We start from the raw sequence: 15,306 nt of genomic DNA on the forward strand, positions 1-15,306 counted from the left end.
GTTAGCAACTTGAACTGCATCTAGATTGTTATCAAAATTTCTTTGACTTAATAAATTTACATATTTATTTTACGAATATGTTTATCTACGATTACTTTCTTATTAAAATAATTTACAGCAACAACCCCAAAGATAATAAGAAAACTACCGATTATATGATAATAGTGGAATGATTCTTTGAGATACAAAACACCTACTAAAATTGTAATAAGTGTAGATAGATTTTGAAATACACTTATCTGAAAAGTTGGTAATTTTGATAAAGCATAATTTGAAAGAAAGGATGTACCTAAAGAAGAAAAAATCCCTAAATATAATATAGCAATTATAAAATCATTGTGTTTAAGAGGCAGGATAAATTGTTGAATTGTTCCGTTCCTTAAATGCAAATATAGAGTAATTCCATTAAATACAATAAACCCAATAAGAGTAATGAAATATGTGATCGTAAATAATGAATATTGTTGAATGAGTTTTTTTGTTAAAACATTATATATTGAATTTGCAAGCGCTGATAGTAAGATTAACATACTACCTACAATACTAGTATTAATGTTCTTAACTCCATTCATATACATAATATACATGACCCCAAGTACGGAAATGAATATCGCAATTTTTTGTACAATTGTTGATGATTCATTTAATAGTAAGCTGGCTAGTATCAAAGTAAATATTGGAACTGTTGCCTGTATAACACCTGCTTCAGAGGAGGTTGTATGCATTAGTCCAAAAATTTGCAATGAGAAAAATAGTACTGGATAAAATGTGGCAAGAAATGAAATTTTAATTAAATCACCTTTCTTAATCCTGATACTTTCTTTTTTACAGATTAAAATGATCGTGGCAACAAGCCAAGCAATTGTAAAACGATGTGCTAAGGTATCAAGTGGTGATGCTATTGTTAACGTTTGTTTTACAAAAAGAAATGATAACCCAATGATTAATGAACAAATAGTAATCGCTAAATAAGCTTTTCTATTATCTGTCATAATGTTTTCCCCCTATTAATCAGAACTGTTAATGCTAATTTTATGTAAAAAAGTAACCCTTATCGAGGTAAATAATTTGTATCTGTATCGGTACAGGAGGATTCAAACATAAGGGAGAAAGGAGCAGGTTTAAAAAGCCTGCTCCTTCTTATTAATGAAAAGTAATAATTTTATTTAAATCAAAACGATGATGTTCATAACCATCTGAGTCTGGGTGGCCAAATGGTACCATTGCAGCAAAAGCTACATGCTCGGGAAGACCTAACAGTTCTTTAACTTTCGCTTGATCAAAACCCAACATTGGCACGCTTGAATAACCAAGACCTTGAATTGCTAGTAAAAGAAAACCAAGTGCAATATTTGCCTGTGTTAGACCCCATGCTATTTGTTCTCCTTTACTCATCTTTTCAAATACAGATGTAAGATTAGCTACTTCAATTTGTTTTCGATCTTCAGAAATACCAGGATGAATTGTTTCGGATAAACGGCTAATCGAATTCTCCATATCAACTGAAATAATTACAACAGCTGGAGCAGAGGTTACTTGTCTCTGACCATAAGCTGCTTCTTGAAGTTTTTCCTTAAGTTGAATATCCTTGATAATATGAAAATGCCATGGTTGAATATTCCATGCACTAGGTGTTAATCTAACAAGGTTGAAAATTTCTTGGATTTCTTCGTCTTGAATTGTTTCTTGAATAAATTTTCGAATACTACGACGTGATTCGATTGAATCTTTCAATGAAAGAGTTTGTTTTGATTTTTGAATTCGCAAAATACATCTCTCCCTATACTAAATTTTGAACCGGCCAATGCTTATATTTTATGTGCATTTTAAAATTGTAACGTTTAAAAATTAGACATCTGTACCGATACAGGAAAAATACAGGATCCTTTAAAGGAGTTATATAATGCTCAAATATGAATATGTATATCAATCTTTACTTACTCAAATTCAAACTGGAGAGTTAAAAGCGGGATCAAAGATTCCATCAATACGAAACTTAGCGAAACATTTTTCTTGTAGTAATAGTAGTATCCTTACTGCACTTGAGAAATTAGAAAATCAACACCTTATTTATGCAAGACCCAAAAGTGGTTTTTATGTAGTTGAGCATAAGATGTTTAAACAACCATTTAAAACGAGTAAAATTGATTTTGCGACTTCAGCTCCTAATTGGCATTCGTTTCCGTATCAAGATTTCCAACATTGTTTAAATAAAGCAGCTGATACGTTTCAAGCGGACTTATTTCGATACGGTACCGATAAGGGCTTACCGTCTTTAATAAATGAGGTTGAAAAATTATTAAAATCATATCAAGTATTTGCTCAAAAAAAACAAATATTTATAACTTCAGGCGTTCAGCAAGCTCTTTTTTTACTGAGTACTATGCCTTTTTCAAATAATAAAACTAAGATTTTAGTAGAGCAGCCAAGTTATCATTTATACATTGACTTAGTAAAACTATATAAATTACCTGTAATAGGGATAAAGCGAACAATAGAGGGGATTAATCTACAAGAACTCGAACAAATTTTCCGTGAGGGTGATATAAAATTTTTTTACACTATGCCTAGATTTCAAAACCCATTAGGAACTTCCTATAATAAAAAAGAAAAATTAGAAATCTTAAAATTAGCTTATAAATACAATGTTTATATAGTAGAGGATGATTATTTAGCAGATTTTGAATATATGAATAAAAATGATCCTATGTTTGCAAATGATCTGCATGGTCGTGTTATTTACTTGAAAAGTTTTTCAAAAATTATGTTCCCAGGTTTACGTATTGGTATAGCAGTTTTACCTGATTCGTTAATAGAAACTTTTCAGCAATTTAAAACAGTAATTGATATAGATAGTTCAATGATTTCACAAGCAGCTATAGAGTTGTATTTAAAAAGTGGTATGTTTGAACACTATCAAAAACAAGTCAGAGATAAATATCTAGCTCGTGCTCAAATACTTCAAACGTCGTTAAAAACTCATCTAATAAATTTCAAGTACGCAACCGAACTCGTAATGCACAGTCATATTGTTTTGCCCAAGCAAGTTGATATGACTGCATTAATTAAACAATTAAATGAACATAATATTCAGGTTAAATCAATTAAGCAAAACTATTTAGATAATTTTTTTCAAGAAAAAATATTAAAAATCAACGTTTCAAATTGTGAACCTACAGATATTGAAAAAGGAATAAAACAAATTGCTAGGTCATTAAATAACACTAACAATTACTTTGTATGAAAAATGATACTTATCGGTTAAGTAATCTATTAAATTACAAAAAGCACCAATTAGTAGACTGTACCCCTTATAGTAGATGATAAAAAAAATAGTCCAGAGAATCTAAATGATTCGATGGACTATTCAATATTATTAATAACATGAGGATATATGTGATGGCTAAGTGAATATATAATGATGTTTTTTAACTTATATAATATTGTAATTCAGATTTAATAAACTGGATTAAGTGTTTCTCTATTTTTGAAGGACTTCTATTCTTTCCATGAATAATTCCAAGTGCAACATTTACAGGTTCATAGTTTATAAGGTCAATTTCAACAATCTTGTTTTCAATAACATAAGGGTTACTTTTAGTAGCAAAATCTGGGGCAAAGCCAATTGCAAATCCTTCGGAGATTAATCGTGATAATTCTTCCGTTTGATTGGATGATAAAAGAATATTCATTTTTCCAAATTTAAGTTGAAAATTATTAACAAACCAATTGATATAATCACCATTGTATAATACTACTGCCTGCTGAAGGACTTCCTCTGGTGTAATTTTTTTCTTTTTAGCAAAAGGAGAATCGCTACTTACATAAACCTTTAGTTTCCCCTCGAGAATCCTTTCAAAATTTAAAAGCCCAATATTTTTCAAAATATTTTCATATATACATATAAGTCCGATCTCTGCTTTATTTTGTTGAACCGCTTCAACTGTATGTTCAGTTATATTTTCTAAAATTTCTATGTTTAAATTTGCATATAAATTCTTAAATTCAATTAATGGTTTTAATAAATAAGTAAAGAAAGCAGGTATAGTTGAAACTCTTAGATTTCCAGAATGTATTTCTAGAATCATTCTTGCTTCTTCAAACATTTCTTCATATTTTAACAATACCTCATTTGCTTTATTTACAATTTTGGCTCCTTCATTTGATAGAACAACCCCATATCGAGAGCGATCGAAAATTTTTATTCCTAATTCATCTTCTATTTTTTTTATATCCTGACTAATACCAGATTGGGTTATATGAAGATTTTGACCTGCAATAGAAAAAGATCCAGTTTTAGCAACTTCAGAAAGTATCTTAAGTTTTTGAATGTGCATATGGTGACCACCTTTTTAAAGATTACTATATTAGAAATAAGTTTGGATAATAAAAAACCTCTATTTTTAGATATTAAAAAATGCGAACAAGGTATTACAAATCCTAATTTTACTTAGTGATTGTGAAGTTATACAATCAATTCAGATAATTCTTAATTTTTAAATTAAGACAAGTCCTTAAGATTATTTTCTAAGTATTTCTTTTAATTTGCAAGCGTTTTCTCAAAAGGGGGTCAGGTATAACTGTATTTCCTACTTAACTAATTTAATAACTATTTTAGGAGGTTTTTAAATGCAAACGACTCAAAAATTATTGGAATTTCCGCTTTATATTGATGGTAGATGGACACCTGCAAAAAGTGGTGAAACGTTTAGTGTGAAAAATCCAGCAACAGGGGAAGTAGTCGCTCTAGTAGCTAAAGCTGGAAGAGAAGATACCGAAGCAGCTATTACTTCTGCTCGTAATGCTTTTGATTCAGGAGTTTGGTCAAAAAAATCTCCAAAAGAAAGAGCTCAAATCTTAATTAATTTCGGGAATAAGATTGTTGAACATTCGGTGGAACTTGCATTCTTGGAATCTGTTAGTTCTGGAGCTACTGTAAGACGAATCTCAAATTTGGATATTTTATATTTAGTAGATTTACTACAGCAAACAGCCAAATTTACTGTTGAGTATCCATTTGTTGAGTCTTTGCCAATTCTACCTTTTCCAGGACCAAGCAACAATCAAGTATGGCGAGAAGGCGTTGGTGTCGTAGCTGCAATTACACCTTGGAATCTACCAATGCTTTTAGCAATGTGGAAAATTGCACCTGCGCTAGCAATGGGAAATTCAATTGTTGTTAAACCTGCATCAAATACACCACTTTCCGCTTTGAAACTAGCAGAATTAGCTACTGAAGCTGGAATCCCGGCAGGAGTTTTCAATGTTGTTTCAGGACCGGGAGCTACTGTTGGCGAAGTGCTAGCAACTCATCCACATGTAGATAAGGTAGCATTTACGGGATCTACTGAAGTAGGAAGACGGATTATGGAGTTAGCTTCTGGAACAGTTAAAAGAGTCACTCTAGAATTAGGAGGAAAATCACCATCGATCGTATTACCTGATGCTGATTTAGATATTACTATTCCAGGTAGTTTATTCGGTTTCTGTCTTCATTCTGGACAACTATGTGAATCAGGAACGCGCCTTTTAGTACATGATTCGATTTATGATGAAGTAGTTGAGCGATTAGCGAATTTAGCCTCTTCAATTACGATTGGAAACCAGCTTGATATGACGACTGGAATGGGGCCAATGGCTTCAGAACAACAACTAAACACTGTTTTATCTTATATTGATGCTGGAATCCAAGAAGGAGCTCGTTTAGTTTGTGGTGGTAAACGTTTAATAGGTAAGGGATATGATAATGGATATTTTGTTGAACCAACGATATTCGCGGATGTTAATAATAAAATGAAAATCGCTCAAGAAGAGATTTTTGGACCTGTTCTTTGTGTCATTCGATATTCGACGATTGAAGAAGCGATTGAAATTGCTAATGATACGATTTATGGGTTAGCAGCTGGTATTTGGTCTAAAGATGTAAATAAAGCTCTTAAAATATCAAAAGATTTAAAGGCGGGAACAGTTTGGATTAATGACTGGCATATGTTAAGAAGCGACGCACCATTTGGAGGATATAAACAAAGTGGATTTGGTCGTGAGCTTGGTCGGTATGCGTTAGACGAGTACACGCAAGTAAAACATGTTCATTGCTCACTTACTCCTGAACTAAGTCAAAAACCTTGGTATGGCATCTTATTATAAAAATAGAAAAAAACAAATGAATATAGATTAGATTAAACAAACTTAAACAGAAAAGAGAAGGTGATTTCATGATAACATCATTTTTCCAGTTTTCGGTTCGAACAGTTGTAAACAGTGGAGCTGGAGCTCGCTCTTTGTTACCTGAAATGATTAAAGGGCTTGGTGGTAAAAGAGCTGTTCTTTATGTGGATAAAGGAATAACACAAGCAGGAATTACAGATAAAATTAAGGAGTTATTTGAAACAATACCTAGCGATGTACAAATAGTGGGTGTTTTTGAGGACATAGAACAGGATGCTAAAGGTGAAATCATAAACCGCGGAGCTAAGTTCTATAAAGAATGTAATGGAGATGCATTAATTGCTGTTGGTGGCGGAAGTGTTTTAGATACAGTAAAAGCAATTAAATGGATGCTACATAATAAAGTTCATGACATTCGTGAAGAACTTCTTGTAGGAAATGTAATGGAATTTTGGCCAAAAGCTCAGTATATTCCAATTCCACATGTTGCAATTGCAACGACTGCAGGTACTGGAGCGGAAGTGTCACCTATCGCTGTAGTATTCAATGAAAAGGTCGGAATTAAAACGAATATCCTAAACACATTTATAAGCCCTGATATGGCGATATTAGATCCAGAACTTACAATTGGTTTACCACCGAAAATTACAGCTTTTACAGGATTTGATGCATTAACTCATGCGATTGAGGCCTATTTCTCACCTCAGTCGAATCCAATGACAGATGCATATGCAATTCAAGCGATTCGTATGATTGTAGATAATTTACCTACTGCTGTTCATGAAGGACATAATCTTGCTTCACGATCAAATATGTTAATGGCTAGTTCGATGGCAATTTCTGCTTTCAGTCTTTCAGTTAATGCAATTCCAGTTCACAATATTGCTCATGTATTTGGAGCGAAATTTGGAATTCCACATGGACTAGCAAATGCAGTGTTATTACCAAATGTAATGGAATCACTAGCACCATATTATTTGAAACGAATTCAGGGTTTTGCACAAGCTTTAGGTTTAAAAGATATACCGGAAAAAACAGAAGAGTGCCTTGCAGAAGTCGTTTTATTCATCCGTAATTTACGTGAAAAAGTTGGTCTTCCTAGTACATTTGCTGATTTTGAGGTGAATGTCGATAATATGGCATACATTGTAGCGATGGTTCATAGTGATCCTTGCGGAATATTCTTCAAAATTCCACCTGAAGTAATAGCAAAAGTTTCCAATGAAGTTGCAGGTTCTGGCTTAGTAATTTCATAATTTTTATTTATAGTTACCAGGCACCGTCAAAATTTTTGATGGTGCCTCAATTATATTTTAATTTTATGTATAAAGTTGGAACGAAATAATAAAAGAGTCTATCTTTAGTATAACAATTTCAATCTAGCTCTCTTAATTCAGTAATTTACTAGAATGTAGCCTACTAATGGTATGTAGTTATCAGGAGGAGAAATTTTTATGAATTGGAATTTAAATGAAGTACTAAGAAAAAGTGCAGAAAAATATCCAAATCGTAATGCAATTACATTTGAAAATAAAAATATAACGTATAGTGAATTATATTCAAAAGTTGAATGTGTAGCTTCTAGTTTAGCACATGATGGAATTAGAAAAGGTGATAAAGTAGCCTTGGTATTAGGGAATTGTCCGGAATTTGTCATCGCTTATTATGGAATTCTTCGTGCAGGTGGTGTAGTTGTACCAGTTAACCCGATCTTTACGAAAGATGAAATTTCATATATTTTATCGAATAGCCAAGCAAAAGCTGTCATCGCTAATTTTACAATGGAACCAATCATTGCTTCGATTAAATTAGAATTAAAACAGATCGAAATGCATTATTACGTGGGATCGAAAAAAGCTGAATTCAATTGGCAGCAGTTGATTGTAAATAACTCAAAAAACTATGACACTGCTTTAGTTATGGAAGAAGATCTTGCTGTTATTTTATATACTTCTGGAACAACAGGAAGACCAAAAGGAGCTATGCTAAGTCACAGAAATATGGCATCAAATGCAGAGTCAATTATTAAATTAGTAGAGTTTAATGAAGACGATCGCATGTTAGCTGCCCTTCCAATGTTCCATGTATTTAGCATGACAGTTTGTATTAATACACCAATTATGAGTGGTGCTAATATCGTAATAGTTCAAAAATTTAATCCTATTGAAGTCATTCATACTATTTTTAATGAGAAAGTGACATTATTTGCTGGTGTTCCAACGATGTTTAACTTTTTATTACAATTAAAAGATTATTCAACTGAGTACTTCGCATCTATGCGAGTCTGTTTATCAGGTGGAGCATCATTACCAGTTGAATTACTTCAACGATTTGAAGAAAAATATAAGACTACTATAGCTGAAGGATTTGGACTTTCTGAAACAGCTCCTGTAACGGCATTTAACCCTATAAAAGGAATAAGAAAAATTGGGTCTGTCGGAGTAGATATTCCAGGCGTCATAAATAGGGTTGTCGACAAATTTGGAAATGAAGTTCCAAGGGGTGAGATAGGTGAACTAATTGTAAAAGGTCCAAACGTCATGATTGGCTATCTAGGTATGCACGAGGCAACAGCTAACGCCATTAAAAATGATTGGTTTTATACTGGTGACTTAGCAAAAATGGATAAAGACGGATATATCTATATTGTTGATCGAATAAAGGACATGATTATTGTAAATGGATACAATGTATATCCAAGAGAAGTAGAGGAAGTAATCTATCAACACCCAGCGATTGTTGAAGTAGCTGTATTAGGAATAAGTGATCAAGATTACGGAGAAATCGTAAAGGCTTTCGTTGTATCAAATGATGAAAGCTTAACAGAGGACGACATCTTACATTTCTGCAAGGACAAGCTTGCAAAATACAAGTTACCTAAACAAATAGAATTTAAGAATGAATTACCTAAGAATAGTACAGGTAAGATTTTAAAAAGAGCTTTAAATGTTGAACAAGTGAAGGTTAATTAGTTTAATAGAGTATTTTTCTGATAATAGCTTTTGAATTTATATCAAATCATGGAGGTTCTTATGACAAATAACATTTTAACTCAATCGATGGCGGCAACATCTTTTACAAAAAAAGCAAATTTAGCAGTATATGATTCTCTAAATTTTGATGATCGGCAGGACTTCTTGGATGCAAATAGAGGATTGATTGCACCACTAGAAGCCAAAATTATTAAAGATGATTCTGGAGAAGCTGTTTGGGACATCGAAAAGTTAAACTATTTAAATGACGCTGCTCCTGAGACTGTGAACCCTAGCTTATGGAGAAATGCACAATTACAGGCTATTTCTGGTTTGTTTGAAGTTGTAGAAGGAGTATATCAAGTTCGTGGACAATCATTTGTAACTAACTTTTTTATTGAAGGAAAACAGGGAGTGATTGTCGTTGATGCTTTAGGAAGTAATGAATCAGCTAAAGCCGCGATGGAATTATATTATAAGCATCGACCACAAAAGCCAGTAACGGCCATTATAATCAGTCAAAGTCATGCTGATCATTTTGGCGGTATTCAAGCTGTGCTTAATTATGCTGAGAATCCTAATATTCCGATTATAGTTCCTCAATATTTTACAGAAGAAGCTTTAAGTGAGAATGCACTTTTAGGTACAATCATGGCGCGTCGTGCGGAATATCAGTTTGGGAAAGATTTACCAGACGGTACAAAAGGCTCAGTATCAGTGGGACTTGGACCAACAATGGGTTCAGGTACTATGAGTTTTCAGTTACCAAATGTTGAAATAGAAAATGAAATCCAATCGATGGAGGTCGATGGTGTAACTTTTGAATTTTTATTAACGCCAAACACCGAAGCACCAGCTGAAATGCATTTTTATATTAGGGATTACAAATTATTATTTGTATCAGAGAATGCTAATAAATTTATGCATCAAATTTATACTGTAAGAGGAGCAAAAACGAGAGATGCATTACATTGGGCTAATTCACTAGATAAAACAATCGAATTATTTGAAAATGAAGAGATTGATGCATTACTAATGATTCATGCATGGCCTGTATGGGAGAAAGATAATGCAATCAATCATTTAAAATTGCAACGTGATTTATATAAATATATGCACGATCAGACAGTGCGATTAGCCAATCATGGATATACGATGGATGAGATAGCTGAAACAATCAAACTTCCAACAGAATTGGATACTTACTGGGGAAATCGAGGGTATTATGGAACTTTAAAGCATAATTCAAAAGGTATTTACAATTATTATTTAGGTTATTATAGTGCTCATCCTTCCGATTTAGATCCACTACCACAAGTGGAAACTGGCCAAAAATATGTTGAATACATGGGTGGATCAACAAATATTTTGAGACAAGCAAAAGCTGATATTGAAAAAGGTGAATATCGTTGGGTCGCTCAAGTATTAAAAAATGTCATTATGGCTGAACCAGAAAATTCAGATGCTAAACATTTATTAGCAGATGCATTTGAGCAATTAGGGTATCAAGCTGAATCAGCTAATTGGCGAAATATTTATCTTGTAGGTGCATCTGAACTAAGAAATGGAATTAATAAAGAAAATGCACCACTAGATGTCTCGGGAATCATTAAGAATATGCCAGTCAACGAATTCTTAAAATTAATAGCCGTTAAATTAAATGGTCCAAAAGCAGAAGGCAAAAAAATAACGATAAATGTAATATTATCAGACACTAAGCAAGTATACGCTTTATATTTGGAAAATTCTGTTTTATTTTCGAGAGCAAAAAAGTTAGATGACAATGCAGATGTTTCATTAACAATTGATCAATTTGCATTTTATGGAACTTTACTAGGACTTCTTTCACCCGAACAAGCAGTGGGAGCAGGAAAATTGATCATTTCTGGTGATCAAACAAAATTGAATGAATTTTTATCACTTTTAGATGAGTTCGAACGCTGTATAAATATCGTAACTCCTTAATTAACAGAAAAAATAATGAATGATTCAATTTTAAAAAAAAGCATCTGCTCAATCATGTAGGAAAAAATATAGATTGTGCAGATGTTTTTCCAAAAGTATGTTTACTAAGGATTAGCGAAAAAGGATAGATTTGTTGAGAGGCAGGAGTTTGGATGAAAAGCTTGGCGAAATGGATCATATTATTTTCACTTTTTATTATGGCTATTATTAATTTTGCTGACAAATCAATTTTAGGTTTAGCTGGAATTCATATTACGAAAGATTTGAACTTAACCTCTACCGAGTTTGGTATTTTAGGTAGTAGCTTTTTTTGGTTATTTTCAATATTTGGAATAATAGGTGGCTCATTATCAGATCGTATTGGTACTGGTAAATCACTTGCTATTATGGCAATTGTTTGGACAATCGCACAATCTTTGGCTTTGTTTGCATCAAGTCTACCGGTTCTAATTATCAGTAGATTACTATTAGGTGCAGGAGAAGGCGCATTTCTGGCAACTGCAATTAGTCATATTAGTAATTGGTTTAAGCCAGAATCACGTGGGTTAGCCATATCCATCATTAATTTTGGAAATGTTGTTGGAATAGCTGTTACAGCTCCTATTATCGTTTCCCTAATATCAAATTATGGTTGGAGACAAGCATTTTTTATTTCTGGCATTTTTAGCTTTGTCTGGTTCATTTGTTGGCTTTGGTTAGGAAGAATGAAACCAACTGTTACTTTTGAAGAAGAAGTTAGTACGATGGAAAACATAAAAGAGAATAATAGAAAAGATGTTTGGAAAGCTTTACGATCTCCTATTTTCATCTTTACAACTTTAATTGCATTTATTGCTTACTCCTTCATTGTCTTTGGACTTACGTTTAATCCTTCGTATTTAATAAAAGTAAAGGGGTTATCTGAACAACAGTCAGCATCGGTTATTGCTATTTCTGGATTAATTGGGGCTATTTTAGCAATCGTACTATCGATTATTTCAGATCGTTTATACAAAAAAACACATAGTTTATGGAAATCGCGCATTTTATTTTCTGCTATCAGTGTTTTACTAGCAGGGATTTTGTACTTATTATATCCACTAATGAATGGGTCGGGTTCAATTATCATCGTACTTTCATTAGTAAATACACTGGTGATTACTGTAAACACACTTAGTCCAGCTATTGTAGTTAGTATACTTCCACAGCAAAGAGGTGTTATGACAGGAACGTATTTTGGAATAATGACTTCATCGGGAATTATTACTCCGATTATTTTTGGGAAACTTATTCAAAATTCTGGTGCAAATGCAGCAGATGGATATAGCATCGCAATTTATGGAATGTCAATTGCGATGGTAATTGCAGCGCTATTAATATTCCTTTTTGGAAACCGAAATAAACAAGTATCAACAAGAAAGGATAATAAGTTAGTGAACCTTTAATGAGAGTCGAGGTTATATTGAAGAAAGATATAGAAACAGAGGTATGTATATGAATAATGCATTAGAAAAGCAGAAAGAAACAATTGATTCTAAATATATACAACAGCATTTAGCAAATGAAAGAACTTATCTTGCTTGGGTAAGAACAAGTATAACCATTATGGGGGTTGGTTTTTTAATCACTAATCTTCATTTTTCAACTCTGGCTTCTAATGCAAATATAGGAGGCGTATTATCAAAAATCATTGGATTATCATCGATTATAGTTGGAATTTTTGCTTTAATCATTTCAACGATCAGTTATTTTATCAAGGGAAATGATATTAATAATCAGACGTTTAAATTTTCAAGGATCTTGGTTGTTTATTTATCGATAGCTTCAATCCTTATTTTTCTTATTTTCGGTGCGTATTATTTAGATGTTTGGGGCTTGTTTTAAATTTTATAAGCATTGTTATCAAGAACTAAAAAAAATGATCTTCTACAAGAGGATCATTTTTTTCATGCTGTTAAAAAAAGAATTTGTAAAAAAATAATATAGTCACCTAAATCACTTGTTTATCAATAAGATTAGTTTTATTAATGATGATGATGATGATGAGCGGATGGTTCATTCTTTATTTGACAAAGTATGGAATTATCGTGTTTATGAGCAGCAGTTTCTAATTGAATTGTGACATGCATAATACCTTTATGTTCGAGGTCATGTTCAATTTTACGTAAAATTATTTCGCTTTCTTCAATTGTTAATTGATCATCCACCACAGCGTGACAAGAAAGGGCATTTAGACCACTTGTAATCGTCCAAAGATGTAAATCATGTACGCTTTGAATCCCATCTGTTTTTTCTATTAATTGAATCACTTCGTTTAGATTGACTTCTTTTGGTGTTCCTTCCATCAACACATGAATAGAGGCTTTTGTGACATAATAACCACTTCTCAGTACTAAAGCGGCTACAATCACGCTCGCCAACGGATCTGCCCATCCCCACCCAAAGAAAATCATTAATAATGCAGCAATAATCGCACCAACTGAACCAAGCATATCACTTAAGACATGTAAATAAGCACCGCGCATATTTATATTTTCTTCGGTGTCTGCACCACGCATCATAATCCAGGCCACCAGTATATTGACTAATAAACCAATTACACTGATTATTAGCATATCCGTTGAGGCTATTTTAGGTGGATTTGTGAAACGATTGATCGACTCGTAGAATATATAGAGTGCAATCAAAATTAACGTGACACCATTTAATACTGCTGCAAGTATTTCGAATCGTTTATAGCCAAATGTTTTACTTTTGCTTGCGGCTTTTTCACCTAATTTAAATGCGACTAACGCGATTGCTAGGGAGATTGAATCACTTAACATATGACCAGCATCCGATAATAGTGCAAGACTATTCGTTAGATAACCGCCAATTGCCTCAATAATCATATACCCTGTAATAATGATAAATGAAATTAGTAATACTTTTTTATTTGTATTGTGGGTATGAGTATGTTCATGATTATGCCCCATTTTCATTCCCCCTATTTAAAAATGTCATTTTAGGTATGTGTAGCATGCTCAATTGACTGTTTTAATAAATTCATAATGTGGTCATCGTCATGTGAATAGAAGAGTGTAGTACCTTCACGTCTAAACTTGACTAGTCGTAAATTTTTTAAAAATCGCAATTGATGTGAAACTGTCGATTGACCCAAATCTAAAATGTCTGCAATCTCATTTACGGAATGTTCTTTCGTACATAATAAATTTAAGATCCGTATTCTAGTAGGGTCACTTAAAGCTTTAAATGTTTGAGATACCATGAACACTGTTTCTTCATCGAGATGTTGTTCGCATGGTTGAATATTTTCATTCGTCAAATAGAGTTCCTCCATTTTTCTGTCAAATTATACACGTGTATATATGAGCATCTATTCATATATATAACATTATTATATGAGCATATATTCATATAAGTCAAATGTTTTTCTATTTCTATTTTTGTGATCTCCACAACATTTTATAACAGGAAGAATAATCCTTTACTTCAAAAGTACAGTTGATCTGTATAACTTATTTTTATTTCTGTCCGTATAAAAAAGATAGCATTTTAGTGCTATCTTTTTATAATATATTATTGCTCGTGTTTCCAACTTGTTGGATGACCAGATGAAGGACAATTTGGGAATGTTTGTCCTGCTTTTAATTCAATATGTTCGCCATCTGCGTCAATATAATGACCTGTTTCCATTACTGGTTCACCTGTTTTATGAGAATGCTGATGTTGTGTCATAAGTATTTTCCTCCTATTATATGTTAGTGAAAATTTAATACTAAAATTTCAACAATAGTTAGAATGCCCTCTCATTGAGCCTGTATTCAAACGGTGGATTACTTTTGCAAAGCCCTATCTTCAATAATATGTAAGAAGTTGATAACATTTAGATATACGCCATGTAAGTAGTTAGTTAATAAATGCCTCTTTGATTCGTTTACATTACCATTCACTTTAATTGGTAAAACAAAACAACTTTAATTTTTTTTAACAACTTGATAATTAGCACTACTTAGTGTTACTATGTAATGGTATTAAGTAATACTGAATATCTGTAATACTAAATAGTAGGAAATGTTTATAAAATTTTTTTTATAAAATGGTTCACATTTTCTCTACTTAGTAATACAATATACTATTACTAAGTAACACTGAATATCAGTCACGCTAGATAGCTGAAAAGAGTTCATGTAAAAATTATCATTTGAAATCCTTGATCCAT

General features: G+C 32.4%; 13 protein-coding genes. 7 read left to right on the forward strand and 6 right to left on the reverse strand.

The features are described 5' to 3' along the window. Positions 1 to 56 precede the first annotated feature (56 nt). Complete coding sequence (locus AB1282_RS12255) at positions 57 to 992, reverse strand: DMT family transporter (RefSeq protein ID WP_429899180.1); 936 nt, start codon at positions 990 to 992, stop codon at positions 57 to 59. A gap of 151 nt (positions 993 to 1,143) precedes the next feature. Then, a complete protein-coding gene (locus AB1282_RS12260) occupies positions 1,144 to 1,767 on the reverse strand; it encodes a nitroreductase family protein (protein ID WP_056473762.1) in 624 nt (207 codons plus the stop codon). Between the two features lie 136 nt (positions 1,768 to 1,903). On the opposite strand from AB1282_RS12260, the gene AB1282_RS12265 reads away from it, so the two are divergent. Further along, positions 1,904 to 3,244 (forward strand): PLP-dependent aminotransferase family protein, encoded by a 1,341-nt coding sequence (locus tag AB1282_RS12265; RefSeq protein ID WP_429899181.1) that lies wholly within the window; start codon positions 1,904 to 1,906, stop codon positions 3,242 to 3,244. 184 nt (positions 3,245 to 3,428) lie between these two features. On the opposite strand, the gene AB1282_RS12270 is transcribed toward AB1282_RS12265, so the two are convergent. Then, on the reverse strand, positions 3,429 to 4,337 hold the full coding sequence (locus AB1282_RS12270) for a LysR family transcriptional regulator (RefSeq protein ID WP_056473765.1): 909 nt from the start codon (positions 4,335 to 4,337) through the stop codon (positions 3,429 to 3,431). A 292-nt stretch (positions 4,338 to 4,629) separates the two neighbouring features. Here AB1282_RS12270 and AB1282_RS12275 point away from each other — a divergent pair, with 292 nt between their 5' ends. The 6 genes from AB1282_RS12275 to AB1282_RS12300 all read left to right on the forward strand — a co-directional run bounded on the left by AB1282_RS12275 (position 4,630) and on the right by AB1282_RS12300 (position 12,968). Further along, the gene (locus AB1282_RS12275; RefSeq protein WP_056473768.1) at positions 4,630 to 6,147 is read left to right on the forward strand and encodes an aldehyde dehydrogenase family protein; all 1,518 of its coding nucleotides are present in this window, start codon (positions 4,630 to 4,632) and stop codon (positions 6,145 to 6,147) included. Positions 6,148 to 6,215: 68 nt separating this feature from the next. Further along, positions 6,216 to 7,424 carry an iron-containing alcohol dehydrogenase gene (locus AB1282_RS12280; RefSeq protein WP_056473769.1) on the forward strand — a complete coding sequence of 403 codons (1,209 nt, stop codon included), beginning with the start codon at positions 6,216 to 6,218 and terminating at the stop codon, positions 7,422 to 7,424. A 198-nt stretch (positions 7,425 to 7,622) separates the two neighbouring features. After that, positions 7,623 to 9,140, forward strand: a complete 1,518-nt coding sequence (locus AB1282_RS12285; protein WP_429899182.1) for a long-chain-fatty-acid--CoA ligase — start codon at positions 7,623 to 7,625, stop codon at positions 9,138 to 9,140. Between the two features lie 60 nt (positions 9,141 to 9,200). Next, positions 9,201 to 11,105, forward strand: coding sequence for an alkyl/aryl-sulfatase (locus tag AB1282_RS12290; protein ID WP_429899183.1), 1,905 nt, complete (start codon positions 9,201 to 9,203; stop codon positions 11,103 to 11,105). 152 nt (positions 11,106 to 11,257) lie between these two features. Continuing rightward, positions 11,258 to 12,529 (forward strand): MFS transporter, encoded by a 1,272-nt coding sequence (locus AB1282_RS12295; protein WP_429899184.1) that lies wholly within the window; start codon positions 11,258 to 11,260, stop codon positions 12,527 to 12,529. A gap of 49 nt (positions 12,530 to 12,578) precedes the next feature. Continuing rightward, complete coding sequence (locus AB1282_RS12300; RefSeq protein ID WP_056473777.1) at positions 12,579 to 12,968, forward strand: YidH family protein; 390 nt, start codon at positions 12,579 to 12,581, stop codon at positions 12,966 to 12,968. Between the two features lie 140 nt (positions 12,969 to 13,108). Here the strand turns inward: AB1282_RS12300 and AB1282_RS12305 are convergent, their stop codons facing one another. From AB1282_RS12305 to AB1282_RS12315, 3 genes are all read right to left on the reverse strand, one after another. Beyond that, positions 13,109 to 14,059, reverse strand: coding sequence for a cation diffusion facilitator family transporter (locus tag AB1282_RS12305; RefSeq protein WP_056473779.1), 951 nt, complete (start codon positions 14,057 to 14,059; stop codon positions 13,109 to 13,111). Positions 14,060 to 14,088: 29 nt separating this feature from the next. Then, on the reverse strand, positions 14,089 to 14,352 hold the full coding sequence (locus tag AB1282_RS12310; RefSeq protein WP_335473489.1) for an ArsR/SmtB family transcription factor: 264 nt from the start codon (positions 14,350 to 14,352) through the stop codon (positions 14,089 to 14,091). A 311-nt stretch (positions 14,353 to 14,663) separates the two neighbouring features. After that, entirely contained in the window at positions 14,664 to 14,822 is a 159-nt protein-coding gene (locus AB1282_RS12315) for a hypothetical protein (protein WP_156339709.1), read from the reverse strand. Between the last annotated feature and the right edge of the window lie 484 nt (positions 14,823 to 15,306).

This window comes from Gottfriedia sp. S16(2024), assembly GCF_050473765.1.
Lineage (GTDB): Bacteria > Bacillota > Bacilli > Bacillales > Bacillaceae_G > Gottfriedia.